This window comes from Rhizobium phaseoli (assembly GCF_001664385.1).
Lineage (GTDB): Bacteria > Pseudomonadota > Alphaproteobacteria > Rhizobiales > Rhizobiaceae > Rhizobium > Rhizobium phaseoli.
On sequence record NZ_CP013536.1, the window covers coordinates 402,603 to 425,374 of the forward strand.

A 22,772-nucleotide genomic window follows, 5' to 3' on the forward strand; every position below is an offset into this window, starting at 1 on the left:
TAGGAGTTTATTCAGCGTGCGGCGCCGGATGAATGAAGGGCCAAGGGCTTGCCTCGGATGCTTTTTCGATCGGAACCTCGATGAGAACAGGTTGGTCGAGAGAAAGGGCTTCCTCGATCCTGTTTTTCAATTCTCCCGGACTCGTCACTCTGAACGACCGGATACCGAAGCTCTCCCCAAGGGCGACAAAATCCGGATTGGTGAGATCGGACCCGAGGTAGCGGCCGTTATAGGCCTGTTTCTGGTCGCGCAACACGTTGCCATAGGCCGAATTGTTGAAGACGACGGCGACGACGGCGATCTTGTGCTGGACGGCAGTGGCGAGTTCCTGAACGCCGAACATGAAACCGCCGTCGCCGGAAACCGAAACCACGGCTTTATCGGGATTGGCGACCTTAACACCGAGGGCGGTGTTGAAACCAAAACCCAGATTGTCCTGATAGCCGCACGTCACATACTGACGCGGGCGGTAGACGGGGAAGGCAAAGCGGGCGGTAAAGCCCATCTGACTGACCTCCTCAACGAAGAAGCCATCTCTTGGAAGAGCCTGGCGAATGGCATAGAGATAGGCGAGCTGCGGCTGCACGCTTGAGAAGCGAGATATGGCCTCGCTGTTTAGTTCGGCGAACTCGCTGGTGCGATCCTCGCGGCGGGAACCTGCCAGCGCATCGATCAGCGCCTGCGTTCCGGCCTCGGCATCGGCGACGATGCCGACATCGGGCTTGAGACGAACCATTTCGGTCGGATCGATATCGATGCGGATGATCTTGAGGCCCTTGGGCAGCCACTTCCACCGCATGAACTGCAATTCGAGCCGGCTGCCGATGCCGATCAGGACGTCCACCTTCTTCCAATATTCATAAGCCGCGACGAAATTCAGATAGTTCGGGTGATCGTCGGCGACGATGCCTTTGCCGGAGCGATGCGAGGTAACCGGCGCCTGCAGCAGTTCCGCAAGAGCAGCAATCTCGGGCCCGGCATCTGCCGCACCGCCGCCGACCATGATGATCGGGTTCCTGGCGCCTGATATCAGTGCCGTTGCGGCCGCGATCTGATCCGGGTTGACTGCGGGACGAGGTGCGCTTGCGCCCGTGGGAAGATCGACTTCCGGGCCGGATTGTCCAAACACATCCCAAGGCGCTTCGATCGCCCCCGGACCCTGCCGGCCGGAGAGCATCTTCCCGACGACCCCTGATAGGACAGGGCCGGCTTCGGACTGGTGATTGATGCGCTCCGCCACCTTGGTAATTCCGCGCATTGTCGAGAGCTGATCCGGCAGCTCGTGCAACTGGCCTCTGCCTCGGCCGATCAGGTGCGACATGATGTTGCCGGTAATGCAAAGCACCGGCGCATTGGCGCCGTAAGCGGTGCATAGCGCCGCGCCGGAATTCAGGACGCCTGGGCCGGGGACAACGGTATAGGCGCCAATCCGGCCGGTGGATTTGGCATAGCCGTAGGCCATGTAGCCGGCGCCCTGTTCATGCCGGGTATGGATGAAGCGAAGCTTGTCACCGGCGCCGTAAAGAGCATCGTTGAAGTCATACATGTGGGCGCCCGGAATGCCGAAGACCGTGTCGATTCCATGGGCGACAAGCGATCGGGCGATCGCCTGGCCGGTCGTTTCTTTCCTGCTCATTTGGAAATCCAATGACTTGAGTTCGGTTATGTCACTATCGCTTCAAGCAACCTTCGGCTCGAAGTGCGGCAACGATGGCGCCGGCGTCGGCCGGCTGCATGCCCGCGAGATTCATCCGCCCGGAATCGGCCATGTAGATGCCATGCCTGGCTCGCAGCGCCACTGCGATATCTTTTGACATGGATAGATTGGAGAACAGGCCGCGCTGCCGGCTGATGAAAGCGAGATCCGGCGCGGCGGCTGCGAGCGCCGCCCGATTGCCGTTGACGCGCTCGCACATTTCCGCGAGTTCGGCGCGCCATATTGCCGATAGCTCGGTGTTTTCCAGAACGGTCCTGACGATCGCCGCACCATGATCGGGCGGCATCGACCAGTTGACGCGGGCGAGGGCGGCCATGTTGCTTTCGGCCTTTCCAATTTCATCGCTGGTGCGGGTCATGACATAGAGCGCGCCGACACGCTCGCGATAGAGACCGAAATTCTTGTCACAGGAATAGGCGATCAGCGCCTCGTCGACCGCGTCGAGGATCATGCGTGTCGGCGCGGCATCCTGTTCGAGGCCGTCGCCGAGCCCTTGATAGGCAAGATCGATGAACGGCACCAGCTTGTGCGCAACGACGAGCTTGGTGATCTCCAGCCACTGTTCCTCGGTGAAATCAATGCCGGTCGGGTTATGGCAGCAGCCGTGAAGGAGCACCACATCGCCTGCACTGGCCGCAGACAAGGCGTCGATGACGCTGTCGAATTTCACCTGCTGCGACACCAGGTCGACGAAGGCATATTCCTTAACGGCCAAGCGCGCAGCGCCGAAAATCGGCGCATGGTTCGGCCAGCTCGGTGTTCCCAGCAGGACCTTCGCGGATGGATTTGCCGCTTGAATGAGTTCGGCGCCAAGGCGCAGAGCACCGCTGCCGCCGGGGGTTTGAATGCCGACGAGGCGTGGGGCGAACGACGGCGCCTTTCCGAAGATGATCGGCTGCAACAGGCGCACATATTGCAGATCGCCTTCCGGGCCGAGATATTTCTTGCTGTCCTGGGTCTCAAGGAGAAACTGCTCCGCTGCCTTTACGGCGCGCATGACCGGCGTGCGTCCCATGCCGTCGCGATAAACGCCAACCCCGAGGTCGATCTTCCCGCTGCGCTCGTCGGCCTGAAAGGCCTTGATGAGTGCAAGCAGGCTATCTGCCGGCCGGCTCTTCAGTTCTTCAAACACAGATCCACCTCCGTTTTTCTCTCATCGGAGACTAACGGAAGTCGGGTGGCGAATTTCTGCGATTATCCTCCTTCGTTAACCGAATTATGCAGATAATCTGCGCGACATCGGTATGATGCGCAGAAATTCACCTTGTATGGGAGTGTTGGCTATGCTTGACCAGTTCGACATCAAACTGCTTGCGGCTCTCCAGCAAAACAGCGAGACGACGCAGAGCGAGCTGTCTCAGAAGGTCAATCTGTCTGCGACCCAATGCGCACGCCGCCTCGAAAGGCTGCGCAACGAGCAATATATCCAGAGCGTCGTGGCTATTCTCAACCCGGCCAAGCTGGGCTTCAGCGTCGTCGCACATACCCTCGTCAGTCTCAGAGCGCATACGGAAGGTGGAAACGAACGGCTCCATCGCTTCATCGCGACCGCGCCGGAGATCCTGGAGTGCTATTCGCAGACGGGGGACGCCGATTTTCTGATGAAAGTCATGACGCGCGATCTCGACCATCTCAGCCAATTTCTCGAAAGAATGATCCGGGTCACCGACAACCTGGCCTCAGTCAAGTCAAGCATCGTCCTGAAAACGATCAAGAAGACAACCGCTCTGCCGCTGCAAATCGTGACGTGAGTGCGTCGCGCGGCTGCCGCCGCCTTACCTGAGATAATGGATGTGCGGACGCGAATGATAGGGGGAGGACTCGACGCGGGCCTCGATCGAAAAGACGTCGCGCAACAGGCTTTCGCTCAGCACGTCCTGCGGCGCGCCGGAGGCGACGATCTTGCCCTGCTGCATGATGATCAGCGCATCGCAGAACATGGCGGCATGGTTGAGATCGTGCAACGCGACGATGCTGGTGATCGGCAGGTCGGAGACGAGCCGCATCAGGCCGATCTGGTGCTGGATATCGAGATGGTTTGTCGGTTCGTCGAGGATCAATTCCCTAGGCGACTGGGCAAGCGCCCTGGCGATATGGGTGCGTTGCTTTTCTCCACCCGACAGGTCCTGCCAGCGATGGTCACGCTTTTCCGCCATGCCGGCACGGGAGAGCGCGCCTTCGACCGCCTCTTCGTCGGCTCTCGTCCAGCCGGAGAACATCGACCGATGCGGGAAGCGGCCGAGCTTGACGACGTCGACGACCTTCAGATTGGCATTGGTGGTGGCATGCTGCTCGACGAAGGCGATGCGCCGGGCGATCGAACGGCGGTCGATCTTTCCAATGTCGTTCCGGTCGAGCGTGACGCTGCCGGAATGCGGGCGCTTGAGGCCGGCGAGAAGCCTGAGCAGCGAGGTCTTGCCGGAGCCGTTCGGCCCGAGCAGGCCGAGCATCCGGCCGGGCTGCGCCTCCATGGTAACGCCGTCGAGGATGGTCTTCCTGCCAATTTTCCAGGTGAGGTTGTCGGCCTTGATGCTCATGACGCGCGCTGGAACCGGTAGAGGATGATCGCGAAGAAGGGAACGCCGACCAGCGCCGTGACGACGCCGATCGGCAGGATCTGGCCGGGAATGAGGGCGCGCGCGGCGATGTCGGCGAGCACTATGAAAATCGCCCCTGCGATGGCGCAGGCCGGCAGCAGGCGGATATGGAGCGGCCCGACGACGAAGCGCGCGACATGCGGCACGACGAGGCCGACAAAGCCGATCGAACCGACCATGCTGACGATCGTCGCCGTCATCATCGCGGTGAGCGCGAAGAGCGCCATGCGGGCGCGGCCGACATTGACGCCGAGCGAGGAGGCGGCTTCGTCGCCGAAAGCGAAGGCGTCGAGCACGCGGGCATAGAACAGACAGGCGACGAGGCCGAGGCCAACGACGACCGAGACCAGCGCGAATTCCGGCCAGCGCACGCCGCCGAAACTGCCGAGCAGCCAGAACATGACGTCGCGAGCCTGCTGCGCATTGGCCGAGGTGGTGACGATATAGGAGGTCGAGGCGTTGAAGAGCTGCGATGCGGCGACACCGGCAAGGATGGTGCGGTCCGCGCCGCCGCGCGTGCCGTTCGACAGCAGCGCCACGAAGAAGAAGGCTGCGAAGGCGCCGGCAAAGGCGCCTGCCGACAGCGATACCGCGCCGGCGCCGAGGCCCAGGATGACGATCGCGACGGCGCCGGTGGAGGCGCCGGCGGAGATGCCGAGCACATAGGGTTCGGCAAGCGGGTTGCGCAGCAGCGACTGCATGACGGCGCCCGACAGCGCCAGCCCGGCGCCGCAGAAGGCGGCGACCAGCGCCCGGCTCAGGCGATAATCCCAGATGACCGTCTCGTGGATGCGGTTGAGCTCGATCGCGGTCCAGCCCAGCCGATTGGTGACGGCCGAAAACGTCGTTGCGAGCGGAATCGGCAGGTCGCCGATCCCGACGCTGACGCCGATGGCGACAGCGATAAGGCAGAGGGAAGCCAGAAGCAGTGCGGTGAGTGTTCCCAGCTGCCGGAAGAGACGGCCCGCCTCGGTCACTTCAGCAGACCGAGGGCCTTCAGCTGCTCGGCCACCTGTTCGGCGCCGTAGATCGTGCGGATGGTCGGGTTCATCGCCTGACCGTCCATGACGACGAGCGCCTTGTTCTTGACCGCCGGGATCTGGCTGACGGCAGGATCGGTGTTCAGGAAGTTGATCTTGGCTTCGGGCTTGTCGAGCTCCCAGCGGTTGCGGTCGAGGCTGGCGACAACGATCACGTCGGGGTTGGCGGCGATGATGCCTTCCCAGCCGATGGTCGGCCATTCCGCAGCCGCGTCGATTGCATTGCGTCCACCGAGCAGGTCGGCGATGAAGCCGGAGGCGCTGTTCTTGCCGCCGACATAGGCATCGGCCGACGGGCTGGGGCTGGAAAACCAGAAGACGTAGGACAGTTTCTGGCCATCCTTGGCAACGCTTCCGCGCAGCTTGGCTTCACGCGCCTTGAAATCGGCGATCAGCGCCTGGCCGCGGTCGGTGACGTCGAAGATCTGCGACAGTTCGTCGATCTCCTTGTAGAGAAGATCCATATTCCACAGCTCGCCGCGGCTGCCGTACTGGTCCTTGACGTCCTTGGTGCTGAGGCAGGTGCTGGGCGAGAGATAGGTGGCGACGCCGACCTTGTCGAAATCCTCGCGCTTGGCGACCTTGCTGTTTGGTCCGACCAGGCTCGGCAGAGCGGCGGCGACGAAGTCTGGATTTTCGGCGAGCATCGATTCGAAAGTGGGCATTTCGACAGTCAAAAGCTTGACCTTGGCATTGGCCTCAGTGAGCTGCGGCAGCACCTTGCTCGGCCAGAAGGCGGTGCCGACCATCTTGTCCTGGAGGCCGAGCAGCAGCAGGATTTCCGCGCTGTTCTGGCCAAGCCCGATTGCCCGCTCGGGCGCCTTCTTGAAGGTGACCTCGGCGCCGCAGTTTTCGAGCGTCAGGGGATAGGTGGTCGAACCCGCCAACGACGGCGTTGCGGCAAGGCCGATCACAGTGAAGAGGCCGCAAGCGGCGGCGATTGATTTGAGGCTGGTCACTTAGAAATCCCGGTGCGCAAGTGTCTGGCCGCCCTATAGCCCCAGGATGCGCCCTGAAACAAGACTTAAAAGATCAACTTATCGAAAAAATCGACCGCCATTCGACATTGCTGCCGGACGCCTGCTGCGGAACGCCGCTCAAGCCTAGGCACCATCCGCTTCGAGAAACTCCCGGATCGCCGCAGACAGGGCTTCCGGATTCTCCTCGGCAACATGGTGGCCACTGTCTATGCCGAAGCCGCGTACATTATCCGCCCAGTTCCGCCAGATGGCGACGGGATCGCCATAGATCTGCTCCATGTCATCGCTGAGCGACCAGAGGCAGAGCATGGGGCAGGTGACTTTCCGGCCAGCGTCGCGATCCGCGCAGTCATGGAGATGATCGACGCTGAGGCCGGCGCGATAATCCTCGATCATTCCGTGGATGACGTGAGGATCATGGATGACCTCGATGAGGTCGTCGTAAGCCAGCCTGCCCATCAGCGCCGGCGAGAGTTTGTCGTACCACGCCAGGGGATCGGCCAGAATCGCCCGCTCCGGCTTTGCCGGCTGCGCGAAGAAGAACCAGTGATACCAGTCTCTCGCAAACTTCCAGTCGGCGCGTTCGAGATGCTCGATAACAGGGATGCCGTCGGCGACGACGAGTTTCCGAACGCGGTCAGGGTGGTCCATTGCCATGCGAAAGGCGGTCAGGCTTCCGCGGTCGTGGCCGACGACCACGAAGTTCTCGTGCTCCAGTCGTCGCATCAGTTCGACGAGGGCTTCTGCCTTGGCTCGCTTGGAGGAATTCTTGCTGTCGGCAGCGTCGAGAGGCTGATAGGAGCGGCCGAAGCCGGGCAGGTCGGGACAAACGACCGTGTAATCGGGCGAAAGCAGATCCGCCACCTTGCTCCAGGTCAGATGTGTCCTGGGATGGCCGTGGAGAAGCAGAACGGCGGGTCCCTCGCCGCCGATGCGGACGCGAAGTGAACCCAGCCCTACATCGACTGTCTCAAGAGAAAAGCCTTCGAACACGCTCAGCCGAGCTTTCCGACGAGCTTGGCATAGTCCGAGAACGTTGCGCCTTCGCCCTTCCGGCCCGCGTCGCCCGCCAGCTTCAGCACGCGGATCGGAAACAGGATCGCCGCGAGGTTGGCGCCGGACAGCTCGTGGTCGTCATCCTCCTCGACCGCCTTTTGAGCATTGGACAGCGCGGCATCGATTTCCGCGCGGGTGAGCAATTCCTTTTCGACGATCGCGTCGCAAATCGAGGCCATCGCCATGATCAGGCCCTTGAGCTGCAGATTGGCAGTATTCATGAGAACCCCCAGGGTAGGATTGGATGCCTAGTCCGGCTCGACAGGCCGGATCGTGTCGATTGATACAGTCCCGTCAAGAATGCCGCGCTTGAGATCGCGCCTGTTCCGATCGATCTCGATCACAGTATAAAGCTTGTCATCGCGGAAGGCACTGGCATTGGCGGTCGTCACGTCCTCGGCGGGTGCCGCATCCACTTCCATGAAATCGAGCTCGCGGGCCGCGGCGACGATCCTGGCGTCGCCGGGCGTCCTGGCGGCGACGACAACGATGCCGTGTCCCGGCGCGTTTGCCCATCTCGGATCGTCCGGCTTGGCGATCGGTTCCAGCCGATAGATGTTGAGTAGCTCTTGGCCGACATCGGGCGAGGCTTCCGCCGCCGCATCCTGCATCTGCGCCTGACTTTCGACCGATTTTCCAAAGGTCGTCGGGCTCGTCGCGTTGTAGATCTCTTCCTTGCCAGTCCTCGAGACGTTCGACATGTCGCTCTCCATTGTCAGCACGGAAACGACGGCCGGCGGGGAACGGTTCCAGCCTGCGCGAAAAACGGCAAAGCCGGCTTCGTACGCGGCTTCGGATTTATGCAGCTATTAAGTTCATTTTGAATGATAAATCGTGATAAACTCTACCGGGGATGGCCCATACCATTTTCCGAGTTGAGCACTAAATTACCAGTCGTCGAAGAGGGGGATTTTCGTGAGCAACCAAACCAGCGAATTCGCGCGCGACAACGGCGCGGCAGACAGCGTCATTGGGCGCGACCACAAAACGATGGCGTTCGATGACGCCAGTGCTCTCCTGGAGGTCCTGGTCGCGGTCAGGCGCGGCGATTTCTCCGTGCGAATGCGCTCTGATCTCACCGGCGTCACCGGCAAGATCGCCGACGCCCTCAATGACATCATTGCCGCCAATCAGCGCATGGCCCAGCAACTCGAACATGTCGGCCAGGTCGTCGGCCGCGACGGGCGAACGAGCACGCGAGTGAGCTTCGGCCTTTCCGACGGGTCCTGGTCCGAGATGGAGGGGTCGATCAACGGCCTGATCGACGATCTACTGTGGCCGACGACGGCGGTGACGCGCACGATCACGGCGGTCGCCAAGGGTGACCTGCTGCAGACCGTTCCGCTCGACGTCGACGGCCGGCCGCTCAAAGGGGAATTTTTGCGCTCGGCTGATATCGTCAACACGATGATCAAGCAACTGAGCGTTTTCACCTCGGAAGTGACGCGCGTCGCTCGCGAGGTCGGCACGGACGGCAAGCTCGGCGGCCAGGCGCAGGTGTCTGAGGTGACCGGCGTCTGGAAGGACCTGACCGAAAGCGTCAATTCAATGGCGTCGAACCTGACGGCGCAGGTGCGCAACATCGCCGAAGTGACGATCGCCGTTGCCAATGGCGACCTGTCCAAGAAGATCACCGTCGACGTGCGTGGCGAAATCCTGCAGCTGAAGGAAGCGATCAACACCATGGTCGACCAGCTGCGCTCCTTCGCTTCGGAAGTGACGCGTGTGGCCCGCGAGGTCGGCACCGAAGGCAAGCTCGGCGGCCAGGCGCTGGTGCCGGGTGTCGCCGGCACCTGGAAGGATCTGACCGACAGCGTCAACGCCATGTGCGGCAATCTGACGGCGCAGGTGCGCAACATCGCCCAGGTGACGACGGCGGTGGCGCGCGGCGACCTGTCGCGCAAGATCACCGTCGACGTCTCGGGCGAAATCCTCGAACTGAAGGAGACCATCAACACCATGGTCGACCAGCTCAACGGTTTTGCCGGCGAGGTGACGCGCGTGGCGCGTGAGGTCGGCACCGAGGGCCGGCTGGGCGGTCAGGCGCAGGTGCCGGGTGTCGCCGGCACCTGGAAGGATCTGACCGACAACGTCAATTCCATGGCCTCGAACCTGACGGCACAGGTGCGCAACATTGCCGAAGTCTCGACCGCGATCGCCAATGGCGACCTGTCGAAGAAGATCACCGTGTCGGTGTCGGGCGAAATCCTCGAGCTGAAGGAAACCATCAACACGATGGTCGACCAGCTGAACGCCTTTGCCTCGGAAGTAACGCGCGTCGCCCGCGAAGTCGGCACGGAAGGCCGGCTCGGCGGCCAGGCCAATGTGCGCGGTGTCGCCGGCACCTGGAAGGACCTGACCGAAAACGTCAACTCGATGGCCGGCAACCTGACGGCGCAGGTGCGCAATATCGCTGAGGTTTCGACCGCGATCGCCAATGGCGACCTGTCGAAGAAGATCACCGTCCCGGTTTCGGGCGAAATCCTCGAGCTCAAGGAAACCATCAACACGATGGTCGACCAGTTGAACGGTTTTGCCGGCGAAGTGACGCGCGTGGCGCGCGAGGTCGGCACGGAAGGCAGGCTCGGCGGCCAGGCAAACGTGCGCGGTGTGGCCGGCACCTGGAAGGATCTGACCGACAGCGTCAACTCCATGGCCTCCAACCTCACCGGCCAGGTGCGAAACATTGCCGAGGTTGCGACCGCCGTCGCCCAGGGAGACCTGTCGAAGAAGATCACTGTTCCGGTTTCGGGCGAAATCCTGGAGCTAAAGGAAACCATCAACACGATGGTCGATCAGCTGAATGGCTTTGCCGGCGAGGTGACGCGCGTGGCGCGCGAAGTCGGCACGGAAGGGCGTCTCGGCGGCCAGGCGAACGTGCTCGGCGTCGCCGGCACCTGGAAGGACCTGACCGACAGCGTCAATTCGATGGCCGGCAATCTGACGGCGCAGGTGCGCAACATCGCGGAAGTCTCCACGGCCATCGCCAATGGCGACCTGTCGAAGAAGATCACGGTGTCGGTTTCGGGCGAAATCCTCGAGCTCAAGGAAACGCTGAACACCATGGTGGATCAGCTGAACCGCTTCGCCTCGGAGGTCACGCGCGTCGCCCGCGAAGTCGGCACCGAAGGTAAGCTCGGCGGCCAGGCGCAGGTGCCGGGTGTTGCCGGCACCTGGAAGGATCTGACCGAAAACGTCAATTCCATGGCCTCCAACCTCACCGGCCAGGTTCGCAACATTGCCGAAGTGACGACCGCCGTGGCGCGCGGCGACCTGTCGCGCAAGATCACCGTCGACGTGAAGGGGGAAATCCTGGAACTGAAGAACACCATCAACACCATGGTGGACCAGCTCAACGCCTTCGCCGGCGAAGTGACGCGTGTGGCCCGCGAAGTCGGCACCGAAGGCAAGCTTGGCGGTCAGGCGCAGGTCTCCGGCGTCGCCGGCACCTGGAAGGATTTGACCGACAGCGTCAACTCGATGGCCGGCAACCTGACGGCGCAGGTGCGCAACATCGCCGAGGTGGCGACCGCGATCGCCAATGGCGACTTGTCGCGCAAGATCACCGTCGACGTGCGCGGCGAAATCCTGCTGTTGAAGGACACGCTGAATACCATGGTCGATCAGCTTCGCTCCTTTGCCGGCGAAGTGACGCGTGTGGCCCGCGAAGTCGGCACCGATGGCCGCCTCGGCGGCCAGGCCGTCGTTCCCGGCGTTGCCGGCACCTGGAAGGACCTGACCGACAACGTTAACCTGCTCGCCGCCAATCTGACGACCCAGGTGCGCAACATCGCCGAAGTGACGACCGCCGTGGCGCGCGGCGACCTGTCGCGCAAGATCACCGTCGACGTGAAGGGCGAAATCCTCGAACTGAAAAATACCATCAACACCATGGTGGACCAGCTCAACGCTTTCGCCGGCGAAGTGACGCGTGTGGCTCGCGAAGTGGGCACCGAAGGTAAGCTCGGCGGCCAGGCGCAGGTGCCGGGAGTCGCCGGCACCTGGAAGGACCTGACGGACACGGTCAACGTCATGGCCGCCAACCTGACCGAGCAGGTGCGCGGCATCGTCAAGGTGGTGACGGCGGTGGCAAACGGCGACCTCAAGCAGAACCTCACCGTCGCCTCCAAGGGCGAGGTGGCAGCCCTTGCCGAAACCATCAACAACATGACCAATACGCTCGCCACCTTCGCCGATCAGGTGACGACGGTGGCGCGCGAAGTGGGCGTCGAAGGCCGCCTCGGCGGCCAGGCGAATGTGCCGGGCACAGCCGGCACCTGGAAGGATCTGACTGGCAACGTCAACCTGCTGGCCGCCAACCTGACGACGCAGGTGCGCGCCATCGCCGAAGTGGCGACCGCCGTCACCAAGGGCGACCTGACGCGCTCGATCAAGGTCGATGCGCGCGGCGAAGTGGCCGAGCTCAAGGACAACATCAACACGATGATCGACAACCTGCGGCTCACCACCGAGCGCAACACCGAGCAGGACTGGCTGAAGACCAATCTTGCGCGCTTTACCAACATGCTGCAGGGCCAGCGCGACCTGACGCTGGTCGGCAAGATGCTGCTGTCGGAGCTGGCGCCGCTGGTCGGCGCCCATCAGGGCGTCATCTACCAGGTGGATGCCGACGAGAGCCAACCGTTCCTGTCGCTGCTGTCGGTCTATGCGCAAGGGGGCGAGGCAGCGCATCCGCCGCGGCTCGACTTCGGCCAGGGTCTCGTCGGACAGTGCGCCAGCGATGCCCGCCGCATCCTCGTCACCGATCTGCCCGAGAATGTCGTACCGATCAGCTCCGGCGTGTTCACCACCCTACCGAGAAGCGCGATCGTGCTGCCGGTGCATTTCGAGGGCCAGGTGAAGGCGGTGATCGAGCTCGCTTCGGCCGGCGAATTCACCGAGCTGCAGCTCTCCTTCCTCGACCAGCTGACGACATCGATCGGCATCGTCCTCAACTCGATCGAGGCGACGATGCAGACGGAAGGCCTGCTCAAGCAATCGCAGCAGCTCGCCGCCGAGCTGCAGACGCAGCAGCGCGAACTGCAACAGACCAACGAACAGCTCGGACAGAAGGCGCAGCAGCTCGAGGAACGCAACGTCGAAGTCGAGGCGAAGAACCAGGAAATCGAGCAAGCCCGACGCGCGCTCGAGGAAAAGGCAACCGAACTGGCGTTAACCTCGAAATACAAATCCGAATTCCTCGCCAACATGTCGCACGAGCTGCGCACGCCTTTGAATTCGATCCTCATCCTCGGTCAGCAGCTCGGAGAAAACCCCGACGGCAATCTGTCGGGCAAGCAGGTCGAATTCGCCAAGACAATCCACGGCGCCGGCACCGATCTGCTCAACCTCATCAGCGATATTCTCGATCTTTCCAAGATCGAGTCCGGAACGGTCTCGGTCGATGCCGAGGAGATCTTCGTCAACAACCTGCTCGAAGTGATGGCGCGACCGTTCCGGCACGAAGCGGAAACGCGCAACCTGTCTTTTGCGGTCGAGGTCGGCGCCGATGTTGCGAAGAGCATCATTACCGACTCCAAGCGGCTCCAACAGATCCTCAAGAACCTGTTGTCCAACGCCTTCAAGTTTACCGCGCAGGGCGGCGTGACACTGCGCGTTGCATCGGCGACGAGCGGCTGGTCGTCGGATCACCCCTCGCTCCGGCACGCGCCGTCGGTCATCGCCTTTGAAGTTGTCGATACGGGCATCGGTATTCCGCCGGAAAAGCAGCGCATCATCTTCGAGGCGTTCCAGCAGGCGGATGCCTCGACGAGCCGCAAATATGGCGGCACCGGCCTCGGATTGGCGATCAGTCGTGAACTGGCAAACCTGCTCGGTGGCGAGATCCAGCTGCGCAGCACGCCCGGCGTCGGCAGCACCTTCGTTCTTTACCTGCCGCTGACCTATGTCGGCGCCGGTGCCGTTCCACCAAGGCCGCTTCCACCGCCGGCGAATGTCGTAGAATTTGCCGAGGCCGCGGCAAGCCGCCGCGCCGAGAAGCCTACCGAACATGTCACCGACGACCGTCACCGGATCGAGGTCGGCGACTCGGTGCTGCTCGTCGTCGAGGACGATGCGCATTACGCCCGCGTTCTCGTCGATCTCGCCCGCGACAACGGCTTCAAGGTGCTGGTGGCGATGCGCGGCAGCGATGCGCTGACGCTCGCGCAGGAATACAAGCCGTCGGCGATCTCGCTCGATATCTTCCTGCCCGATATGCTCGGCTGGACGGTGCTGAGCCAGCTCAAGCAGAACCCGCAGACCCGGCATATTCCGGTGCAGATCATCAGTCTCGACGAGGATCGGCAGCATGGGCTTACACGCGGCGCTTTCGCCTTCATGAGCAAACCGACGACGCCGGAAGGGCTAGGCAAGGCGCTGTCGCGCCTGAAGGCCTATGCCGAGCCGCGCCGCAAGCAGTTGCTGCTCGTGGAGGACGACGAGGCGGAGCGCTTGAGCGTCACTGCGCTTCTCGGACATGACGACATAGACATCACCAGCGTCGGCTCCGGATCCGAGGCGCTTGCCGCCTTGCGGCGCAATTCCGCCGACTGCGTGGTGCTCGATCTCTCTCTTCCCGATATGTCGGGCTTCGAAGTGCTGGAGCAGATACGCGACGATGTCGAGATTGGCGAGGTGCCGGTGGTCGTCTTCACCGGCCGGGAGCTCTCGGCGGAGGAGGACGCGACGCTCCACAGCATGGCCCGCAGCGTAGTCGTCAAAGGTGTGGAGTCCCCCGAGCGGCTTCTCGACGAGACGGCATTGTTCCTGCACCGGGTCGTCGCCGATCTGCCGGCGGCCAAACAGGCGACGTTGCAGGAATTGCACAGTTCGGACGAGGATCTCGTCGGCGAGACCGTGTTGCTCGTCGACGACGACGCTCGCAACATCTTCGCACTCAGCAGCGTGCTGGAGCGCCGCGGCATGCGGGTTCTGACCGCGACGACCGGCAGCGAAGCCATCGACGTCATCAACACCGAGCCCTCGGTTGCGATCGTGCTGATGGACATCATGATGCCCGGGATGGACGGCTACGAGACGATGCAGGTGATCCGCTCGGAACCCCGCTTCCGACGGTTGCCGATCCTGGCGCTGACGGCCAAGGCAATGAAGGGTGACAGGGAGAAATGCCTCGAGGCGGGTGCGTCGGATTACCTGGCGAAGCCCGTCAACACCGAGCAGCTGCTGTCAGCGCTGCGCATGTGGCTGCACCGTTGAGGATCCGGCCATGAACCCCGTCAACATCCTCCTCGTCGACGACCAGCCCGCCAAACTCCTGAGCTACGAGGTCATTCTCGAAGAGCTCGAGGAGAACCTCATCAAGGCGCAGTCGGCCCGCGAAGCCTTCGAGCACCTGCTGCGCACTGAAATCGCCGTCATCCTGGTAGATGTCTGCATGCCGGAACAGGATGGTTTCGAGCTCGTTAGCATGATCCGGCAACACCCGCGCTATCAGAACACGCCGATCATCTTCGTCTCGGCCGTCATGCTGGCCGAACCGGACCGGCTGCGCGGCTATGCGGTCGGTGCCGTCGACTACGTCTCCGTCCCGATCGTGCCCGAGGTGCTGAGGGCCAAGGTCCGGGTCTTTGCCGATCTCTACAGAAAGACGCGGGAGCTCGAGCGGCTGAACGCCGATCTGGAAGCCAGGGTGCACCAGCGCACCGCCGAGCTCGAGGCTTCTGCCATCCAGTTGCGTCAACTGAACGAGGAGCTCGAGCAGCGGATCGACCAGCGGACGCGCGAGCGTGAGGAGGCGCTGGCGCAGCTTTTCGAAGCGCAGAAGCTCGACACGATCGGTCACCTCACCGGCGGCGTGGCGCACGATTTCAACAATCTTCTCATGGCAGTGCTCGGCAGCCTCAGCCTGCTGAAGAAGCGGCTGCCGGCGGACGAGCGCAGCGAACGCCTGGTGACGAATGCCATCCAGGCGGCCGAGCGCGGCACGGCGCTCACCCAGCGCCTGCTCGCCTTCGCGCGCCGCCAGGAACTGAAGCCGCAGGCAGTCGACTTCCTCAGGCTGTTTGAAAATATCGAGGATCTGCTCGCCAAGGCGGTGGGACCGCGCGTCGAGATCCGAAAGTGCATCCCGGCGGATCTGGCGCCGCTCTTGGTCGACAGCAATCAGTTGGAGCTGGCGCTGCTCAACCTCTTCGTCAATGCACGGGATGCCCTCGAGAGCGGCGGTGCGGTGACGGTCGCGGCGGCTGCGGAGGAGGCACGGCCGACCGGCCTTGCGGGCGGAAATTACATCAAGATATCGGTCTCGGACGATGGCGAGGGGATGGACGAGGCGACGGTCCTGCGTGCCGCCGAGCCATTTTTCACCACCAAGGGGATCGGCAAGGGCACCGGCCTCGGCCTGTCGATGGTGCACGGCCTGGCAGCGCAATCGGGCGGCTCGATCCAGATTTCGAGCACGAGAGGCAAGGGCACCACCGTCTCACTCTGGCTGCCCGTCGCCGAGAGCTTCACCAGGGCGCAGGCGGCGGACGTGCCGACAGCGGCGGAACCGGTGAAGCCGGTGTCGCGATCGCTCGCCATTCTTGTCGTCGACGACGATGCGCTCGTCAGGACTGGAACTGTGGCGATGCTGGAGGATCTCGGACATTTGCCGCGGGAGGCGTCTTCCGCCTCCCAGGCTCTGGAATTCTTCGCCGGCGGGCAGGAGTGCGATCTGGTTATCACCGATCACGCCATGCCGGGCATGACCGGCGCCGAGCTTGCGCGCCACCTTCGTGCAGCCTTTCCCAACCTGCCCGTGATCCTCGCTTCCGGCTATGTCGAGCTTGCCGAGGACCAGGGGCTCGGCCGGTTGCTCAGGATGACGAAGCCGTTCACCCAAGAGCAGCTTCAGGCGGCCATGGACGAAGCGCTCCGGGACAAGGTCGCTGCGGCGTGATCGACGAAGCGAGCGGCTGGCCCTTCACTTTGATAGGCAGGCAGCGTGCGATTGTGATGAGTTTAGGAAATCCCACTCCCTCTCGGCCGGCACGCTGCTGACACCACAGCTTCACACGTCCGCTTGCAGACGAAACTTTTTGCTCCTGCAAAAGTTACCCAGGTTCCGTCCATTCATCAAAGGCATGCCCCTTGACCAACATGACGTTCGGCCCCGCCTTCAGCGAAGACGGCATTCTGTTCCGCCTCTGGGCTCCTCTGCATGAAAGCGTGTCATTGAGGATCGAAGGCGCGGATCCCCGTCCGATGGAGGCGGGCGAAGATGGCTGGCATCGCTGCCTGGTCGCGGAGGCCGGAGCCGGCACGCGCTACCGTTTCGTGCTGCCCGATGGTCTCGAGGTTCCCGATCCGGCCTCGCGCTTCCAGCCGCAGGATGTGCATGGCCCGAGCGAAGTGGTCGACCTTTCTTCCTATCGCTGGAACACCAGCGAATGGACCGGTCGGCCTTGGGAAGAAATGATCATCTACGAACTGCATATCGGCTGCTTCACGCCAGAGGGTACTTTCAAGGCTGCGATCGAGCGGCTCGACCATCTGCAGGCACTGGGCGTGACGGCGCTGCAGATCATGCCGCTCGCTGAATTCCCTGGCCGCTACAGCTGGGGCTATGACGGCGTGCTTCCCTATGCTCCTGACAGCAGCTATGGCCGGCCGGAAGATCTCATGGCGCTGGTGGACGCTGCACATGAGCGCGGCATCTCGGTCTTCCTCGACGCCGTCTATAATCACTTCGGCCCGGACGGGAACTATATTCCATCCTACGCGCCGCTTTTTACCGATCATCACAAGACCCCCTGGGGCCACGGCGTCAATTACGACGGCGACGGCTCCGGGATGGTCCGCGAATTCATCATCGAGAACGCCATCTACTGGATTACCGCGTTCCGGCTCGACGGTTTTCGCTTCGATGCCGTCCATGCCATCAAGGACGACAGCAAGGAACATCTTCTGCATGCGCTCGCCCGCCGTGTTCGGGCAGCCGCCGGCGACAGGCACGTCCATCTGATCGTCGAGAACGAGGAGAACGACAGCGAGCTGCTGCAGCGCGATGAAAGCGGCGAACCGAGCCTGTTCACGGCCCAGTGGAACGACGACTTGCACCATGCGCTGCATATCGCTGCGACCGGCGAGACCTTCGGCTATTATGCCGACTACGTCGGTGATGCCGACAAGCTTGGCCGCGCGCTGGCGGAAGGCTTCTTGTTTCAGGGCGAGCATATGCCCTATCGCGGCGGGAGCCGGGGCAGGCCGAGCGGCCACCTGCCGCCGACTGCCTTCGTGTCCTTCATCCAGAACCACGACCAAATCGGCAACCGGGCGCTCGGCGACCGCATCATGGCCGTAAGCCCGGCCGATGCCGTCAAGGCGATCACATCAATCTACCTGCTGGCGCCCGAGGTCCCGATGCTGTTCATGGGCGAGGAATGGGGCGCCGACGAGCCTTTTCCGTTTTTCTGCGATTTCGACGAGGATCTGAACGAAAAAGTCCGGAAAGGCCGGCGCGAGGAGCTGTCGCGCCTGCCGGGCTTCGATGCCGGCGAGCTTCTCGACCCGACGGCGCCGTCGACCTTCGCTGCTGCAAAGCTCGACTGGGAGAAACTCGCCTCCTCGGAGACCCTCGACTTCTACAGGATGCTTCTCGGCCTACGACGTCAACGAATTATTCCCTTGCTGATAGGAGCCGCCGGACATGCGACTTTCCAGTCGGCTGGAACAGCGGTTGCTGTGGCTTGGACGCTTGCCGGCAACCGGCGCCTTCATCTCACCGCCAATCTCAGTGACGAGGCCGCGAGGCTTGGCCATCGGCATGAGGACGGCGAAACGATCTTCCGTCTCGGTCGCAATGACGATGGAGATCTTGCCCCATGGACGGTGATCTGGAGCATCGGCGAAGCGTAAGGGGGCCGAAATGAAGGCGATCGAATTATGAGGTCCTGGGAGCTCGAAAGTCTCGCCCGCCGGCACGGCATCATCCCGACAAGGCCCAGTCCCGACAATCGGGAAGTGGCGATCTCCGGCCGGACCAAGCGCAAGCTACTTTCGGCACTGAAGGTTGACTTGTCGGCTGCGGTTGATCGCGAGACGGCCGGGACGCGGCAGGAGCCGAAGCAGACGCTCAAGGAGATCCCGAGGTCATACCTGCCGGAGTTTCTTTCCGGCACGCGGATCTGGGGCATCAGCCTGCAGCTCTACGAGCTTCGTTCGGCGCGCAACTGGGGCATAGGAGACTTCGAGGATCTTGTCGTCATGACGGATCTGGCAGGATCGCTCGGCGCCGATTTCATCGGACTCAATCCGCTTCATGCGCCTTTTCTTGCTGATCCCGACCGCTGCAGTCCCTATGAACCGTCCAGCCGCCAGCATCTCAACCCGCTCTATATCGCCGTCGACTGCGTCCCCGGATTTGTCTTGAGTCGAGAGCTCGACCGAAAGTTGGAGAGGCTTCGCCGGACCGATCTCGTCGATTATTCTGAGGTGGCTGCGGTCAAGCTTCAGGCGCTGCGCGATCTCTGGCCGGGGTGGCGGGGGCAGAGCCCAGTCGACAAGGCTTATGCTCCGGCCGATTTCGACCTCTTCGTGTCGCAAGGCGGCGACGAGCTGCGGCGGCACGCACTGTTCGAATGCCTGTCGCTGTCCATGGCCGGGCGCGGCGCCGGCGCCGGCTGGCAGACATGGCCCGCAGATTTTCAGTGCGCCGACAGCGCAGCCGTCGCAGAATTCGAGCGCGATCATCAAGACGATGTGCGGTTCCATATGTGGCTGCAGTGGCTCGCCCACCGGCAGATGATGCAGGCGGCGGAGCGGGCACTGAAGGCCGGTATGCGGATCGGGCTCTATCTCGATCTTGCCGTGGGCGAGGCAGTCGACGGCTCGGCGACATGGAGCCAGTCAGAGGTCTATATTTCCAAGGCCACCATCGGCAGTCCACCCGATCCCTTCGCCGTTGACGGGCAGGACTGGCATCTTGCCGGCTATCTGCCGTCTAGGATCGCATCGGGAGAAACTTCTCCCTTCCGTCGGATGGTGAGTGCCGCCATGCGCTATGCGGGCGCGATCCGCATCGACCATGCCCCGGCGCTCCGGCGCCTCTTTCTGGTGCCGCTCGGCAGCAGCCCGGAGGGCGGCGGCTATGTGCGCTACCCCCAGGAAAGGCTCCTGCAGATCCTGGCCGAAACGTCCGCCGAGCATCGATGCCTTGTCATCGGCGAAGCCTTGGGAATGATCCCCGAAGACCTGCCCGACGATCTGGCGTCGGCCCGCATTCTCTCTTATCGGATCCTGTCCTATGAACAGGACGAAGACGGCTTCAAATCGCCGGATACCTATCCCGTTCTTGCCTTGGCCTGCATTTCGACGCACGATCACCAGACCCTGGCCGGCTGGTGGCGCGGCGCCGACATTCAGGACCGGCGCGAGCACGGCATCGTCCCGCCGGATCTCACCGAAAAACATCTCGAACACCGCAAGCGCGAGCGGAAAAGCCTGAAGGCGGCACTCAGGGCCGCCGGTCTCGGCCTGCCCCAACGTCTTGACGCAACGGCAAGTCGGGAAGCGCTGAGGGAATTGACCGTCAGCGCCTATCGCTACATCGCCAGAACCCCGTCACTTCTCGTCGCGGTGCGCCTCGCCGATCTCACCGACGAGAAAAACCCGACCAATATTCCAGGCACCAGCGACAGCTATCCGAATTGGAAGCCGAAGTTGTCGGTTTTGCTCGAGGACATGATGTCGAGCCCGCTCGTCAAGCGCGTAACGGAGGCGATGCGCGAGGAAAGGCCGCAAAATCGTAGGGCAAGGGAACGAATGGGAAGCCGGCGGATTCTGAATAGATAGGAAAAAGGATTGCCGAAATGATTTCCAAGAAACAGCTGGTCGAAGTCGCGGTGGATACCGAAGAAGGGCGTGTCCCGCTCGGCATCATGAATGCCGGGCAGGCGCTCGCGCTTTCCGATGATCTCGATGTCGAAGTATCGCATCCCGATCACGAGCCCGGCAAAACCGACCTTTTCATCCGGAAGGACGAGTTGCGACGGCATCTCTGCAATCGCTAGGACCGACCTGGCGTGTTCCTCCGGCCGATTTGCCGTCGATCTCGGAACCTCGGCGGATCTGGATTGTTTGACATGATCATCCAAGGAGAAAACCATGGCACATGCCGACCGGAAACATATCGGCGCTGGCGCGAAGGGTAAGGTGGATGGCAGCGGCGCCATGACCGACCTCAAAGAAGCACAGCTTCCCGAAAACGCGGTCCTTTCGAACCGCGACAAGGCACAACACTCCAAGGAGCGCGGCCTGGACGGCAAGACGGTTCAGACCGAGCAATATTCCGATCACAGCTCCAATCGAGACCCTGACTGAGGAGAGGCGCGATGAGCAGTAAGCTACCACCAATTCCAGCGGGCAACGTCAGCAGCAAGGGCGCAGGTAAGTCGGTGAAGACCAAGGCAGAGGACACTGCGATGGCAAGCGGCGGCGAAGAGCCCGACAAGAAGAGTCAGCAAGGCAACACCAAGGTCAACACGACCCATCAGGGTTACCAGCAGGATCGCTAGGAGGCATCGATGTCCACGTCCAAAAAGAGCGCCGCGACCATCCGCCAGGGCGGTCCCGGCGCTTCGCATGAAAATGCCAAGGCGCCGCTCGACATCCCGAAGCCGGCAGCGGAGCCCGACAAGCGAACGCAAAGCAAGGTCTCGGGCGGAGGCGGCGAGCATGATCGCCACCATAGCCATGACCCGCAACGGAAGTGAGGGACAGACCAGCGGCGAAACCTGACCAGCCGAAAGAATGGGGGCCGCCGCTTTATGGGATCAACATGATGGAAGACAGACCATGACGACCGCATTCATCCTTGTTGCATTGGCTCTCATCGGCATCTACGCCGGCCCGACATTGCTGTTTATCTGCGTTGGTTATGCCGACTATATGCTGGAGCGACGCAGACACTTGCTGGCTTTGAAACACGTGGTAAGGCGTCGCAGCGATAAGCTTTAGGCGTCCCGGCAGCACCATTGCCGACGCGAGCGCAAGACCGGTTGCGCGCGGTCGGGATTATCCCAATCCATGTTTCATAGAAATCCGCCACGACAGACAGCCGCCTAGGCCGGGGCGCGACGCGCCGTCCTGGCGGACGGCCGCTTCTGGAACAATGCCCATTGATGCTTGTTACTATGGCGGAGCGTTCGACGCCGAAGCGGCAGGAGGAGTTCGATGAAGCGGAGAGTGGCATTGCCGTTGCTTTGTGCCGTCGCCCTGGCTGCTTGCACGACCAGCGTGGGCAGCTACTCTTCGGCCGGCCTCACGCCTATTCCGGGTAGCATTACCTATGGCGGCCAGCCTCGCACGAAGCTCACCAAGTCGCCGATCGGGTCTTCCTTCCCGCACAGCTTCACGGATCAATGGGGACGAGAGGTCGAGGAAATATACGTCATCCGGCCTGACCGAAGCCTGCTGATCGCCGAGCGCCATTATCGACCGGTCTTTTCACTTGACGATGACTAGGAGGAGATGTGACATGCCGCGCCGCAAGACCAATGAGATGCCGACGCTTGACACCACCGGAGCAAAGATCGGTGAGCCGGTGCCGAAAGCCATCATTGATGTCAACACCGCATCCGTCGGGGTCCCCCGCCAGCCTGAAGAAGACCTGCGCGCAGAGTTGAGCGCCTTGCGCAGACAGCTGGAGACGCTCCAGCAACAGATCCTCGATGCAGGGCAATTGGCCAAGGACAGCGCCAGTCAGGCGATCCGTCATACCGAGACAGTTGTGAAACAATATCCGCTCTCGACAGTGGCGCTCATGGCTGCTGTCGTGGGTCTGCTGGCCCTTGCCTCACGCCAGGTTCTGGCGCCGCGCCATCGCGAACCATCCGTCCTGCACGACCTCAGGGACTATATTGACCGGGCCCGCGGATGGATCTGACAAGATTTCGGGATTGCCAGCATCCTGATTCTGCAAGACGCTTTGTCAAGCAGTAGGAGAAACAGGATGCTCGACCTCATTATACGAAGCGCTTTCAATATCGTCGGACGCGCGGAGCGCCTGATCGAAGCGGCGAGGCGGCTGCTTGACGGAGATGACCGTGACGAGTTGGAGGTGTATGAGCTCGATTGTGAGATCGAGCGGTTGAGGGATGTGGTTTTCGGGATGGACGAGGCGGTCCGGTCGTTGGCGCTCACCGTCGAATACTGGCCGCGGGCCGTTCACGCCCATGCATTGCCGAAGACGTTGCACTGATTGCGTGACATTCGAAGCGCCGCGGTGCTTTTCTAAGTGACTATTCCGAAATGGTCTTTCTAACACGGATCGGCATGTCACGCCGATGTCACGCGACCGTTAAGGCAATATGTGCATAGTTGGGACATTCGGCGCTTCCGATTTCCGGGCTGGGTGCGCTGGAACGGCGAAAATGAGGGG

At 62.3% G+C, this 22,772-nt stretch carries 21 protein-coding genes; 13 read left to right on the top strand and 8 right to left on the bottom strand.

Annotation, left to right across the window (positions count from 1 at the left end):
- Positions 1-7: 7 nt before the first annotated feature.
- A complete protein-coding gene (locus AMC88_RS29030) occupies positions 8-1,636 on the bottom strand; it encodes a thiamine pyrophosphate-dependent enzyme (protein ID WP_064830173.1) in 1,629 nt (542 codons plus the stop codon).
- A 34-nt stretch (positions 1,637-1,670) separates the two neighbouring features.
- Positions 1,671-2,849 carry an amino acid aminotransferase gene (locus tag AMC88_RS29035; protein ID WP_064830174.1) on the bottom strand — a complete coding sequence of 393 codons (1,179 nt, stop codon included), beginning with the start codon at positions 2,847-2,849 and terminating at the stop codon, positions 1,671-1,673.
- Positions 2,850-3,000: 151 nt separating this feature from the next.
- Here AMC88_RS29035 and AMC88_RS29040 point away from each other — a divergent pair, with 151 nt between their 5' ends.
- A complete protein-coding gene (locus AMC88_RS29040; RefSeq protein WP_064830175.1) occupies positions 3,001-3,468 on the top strand; it encodes an Lrp/AsnC family transcriptional regulator in 468 nt (155 codons plus the stop codon).
- A gap of 24 nt (positions 3,469-3,492) precedes the next feature.
- Here AMC88_RS29040 and AMC88_RS29045 read toward each other — a convergent pair whose 3' ends face one another.
- From AMC88_RS29045 to AMC88_RS29070, 6 genes are all read right to left on the bottom strand, one after another.
- Complete coding sequence (locus AMC88_RS29045) at positions 3,493-4,254, bottom strand: ABC transporter ATP-binding protein (protein ID WP_010024952.1); 762 nt, start codon at positions 4,252-4,254, stop codon at positions 3,493-3,495.
- Positions 4,251-5,291 (bottom strand): FecCD family ABC transporter permease, encoded by a 1,041-nt coding sequence (locus tag AMC88_RS29050; protein ID WP_064830176.1) that lies wholly within the window; start codon positions 5,289-5,291, stop codon positions 4,251-4,253. Before AMC88_RS29050 ends, AMC88_RS29045 begins: the two co-directional genes overlap by 4 nt.
- Positions 5,288-6,313: an ABC transporter substrate-binding protein gene (locus tag AMC88_RS29055; RefSeq protein ID WP_064830177.1), complete on the bottom strand. Its 1,026-nt coding sequence runs from the start codon at positions 6,311-6,313 to the stop codon at positions 5,288-5,290. The genes AMC88_RS29050 and AMC88_RS29055 overlap by 4 nt, the downstream gene beginning before the upstream one ends.
- 144 nt (positions 6,314-6,457) lie before the next feature.
- On the bottom strand, positions 6,458-7,327 hold the full coding sequence (locus AMC88_RS29060) for an alpha/beta fold hydrolase (protein ID WP_064830178.1): 870 nt from the start codon (positions 7,325-7,327) through the stop codon (positions 6,458-6,460).
- A 2-nt stretch (positions 7,328-7,329) separates the two neighbouring features.
- Complete coding sequence (locus AMC88_RS29065; RefSeq protein ID WP_012489966.1) at positions 7,330-7,611, bottom strand: hypothetical protein; 282 nt, start codon at positions 7,609-7,611, stop codon at positions 7,330-7,332.
- A gap of 27 nt (positions 7,612-7,638) precedes the next feature.
- Positions 7,639-8,091, bottom strand: coding sequence for a hypothetical protein (locus tag AMC88_RS29070; RefSeq protein ID WP_064830179.1), 453 nt, complete (start codon positions 8,089-8,091; stop codon positions 7,639-7,641).
- Between the two features lie 214 nt (positions 8,092-8,305).
- On the opposite strand from AMC88_RS29070, the gene AMC88_RS29075 reads away from it, so the two are divergent.
- The 12 genes from AMC88_RS29075 to AMC88_RS29125 all read left to right on the top strand — a co-directional run bounded on the left by AMC88_RS29075 (position 8,306) and on the right by AMC88_RS29125 (position 22,592).
- Positions 8,306-14,608, top strand: coding sequence for a HAMP domain-containing protein (locus AMC88_RS29075; RefSeq protein WP_064830180.1), 6,303 nt, complete (start codon positions 8,306-8,308; stop codon positions 14,606-14,608).
- 10 nt (positions 14,609-14,618) lie between these two features.
- On the top strand, positions 14,619-16,292 hold the full coding sequence (locus AMC88_RS29080; protein WP_064830181.1) for a response regulator: 1,674 nt from the start codon (positions 14,619-14,621) through the stop codon (positions 16,290-16,292).
- Between the two features lie 200 nt (positions 16,293-16,492).
- On the top strand, positions 16,493-18,250 hold the full coding sequence (treZ, locus tag AMC88_RS29085; protein WP_237353208.1) for a malto-oligosyltrehalose trehalohydrolase: 1,758 nt from the start codon (positions 16,493-16,495) through the stop codon (positions 18,248-18,250).
- Between the two features lie 27 nt (positions 18,251-18,277).
- Positions 18,278-20,185, top strand: coding sequence for a 4-alpha-glucanotransferase (malQ, locus tag AMC88_RS29090; RefSeq protein WP_064830183.1), 1,908 nt, complete (start codon positions 18,278-18,280; stop codon positions 20,183-20,185).
- A 17-nt stretch (positions 20,186-20,202) separates the two neighbouring features.
- Positions 20,203-20,403: a hypothetical protein gene (locus AMC88_RS29095; RefSeq protein ID WP_064830184.1), complete on the top strand. Its 201-nt coding sequence runs from the start codon at positions 20,203-20,205 to the stop codon at positions 20,401-20,403.
- Between the two features lie 94 nt (positions 20,404-20,497).
- Positions 20,498-20,713, top strand: coding sequence for a hypothetical protein (locus AMC88_RS29100; protein ID WP_064830185.1), 216 nt, complete (start codon positions 20,498-20,500; stop codon positions 20,711-20,713).
- 11 nt (positions 20,714-20,724) lie between these two features.
- Positions 20,725-20,907 carry a hypothetical protein gene (locus tag AMC88_RS29105; protein WP_064830186.1) on the top strand — a complete coding sequence of 61 codons (183 nt, stop codon included), beginning with the start codon at positions 20,725-20,727 and terminating at the stop codon, positions 20,905-20,907.
- A gap of 9 nt (positions 20,908-20,916) precedes the next feature.
- Complete coding sequence (locus AMC88_RS29110) at positions 20,917-21,105, top strand: hypothetical protein (protein ID WP_004678167.1); 189 nt, start codon at positions 20,917-20,919, stop codon at positions 21,103-21,105.
- Between the two features lie 82 nt (positions 21,106-21,187).
- On the top strand, positions 21,188-21,349 hold the full coding sequence (locus AMC88_RS33830; RefSeq protein ID WP_016735802.1) for a hypothetical protein: 162 nt from the start codon (positions 21,188-21,190) through the stop codon (positions 21,347-21,349).
- A 216-nt stretch (positions 21,350-21,565) separates the two neighbouring features.
- Positions 21,566-21,856 (top strand): hypothetical protein, encoded by a 291-nt coding sequence (locus AMC88_RS29115; RefSeq protein ID WP_064820288.1) that lies wholly within the window; start codon positions 21,566-21,568, stop codon positions 21,854-21,856.
- A gap of 13 nt (positions 21,857-21,869) precedes the next feature.
- Entirely contained in the window at positions 21,870-22,277 is a 408-nt protein-coding gene (locus AMC88_RS29120) for a hypothetical protein (RefSeq protein WP_064830187.1), read from the top strand.
- Between the two features lie 66 nt (positions 22,278-22,343).
- Positions 22,344-22,592: a hypothetical protein gene (locus AMC88_RS29125; protein ID WP_016735799.1), complete on the top strand. Its 249-nt coding sequence runs from the start codon at positions 22,344-22,346 to the stop codon at positions 22,590-22,592.
- Positions 22,593-22,772 lie beyond the last annotated feature (180 nt).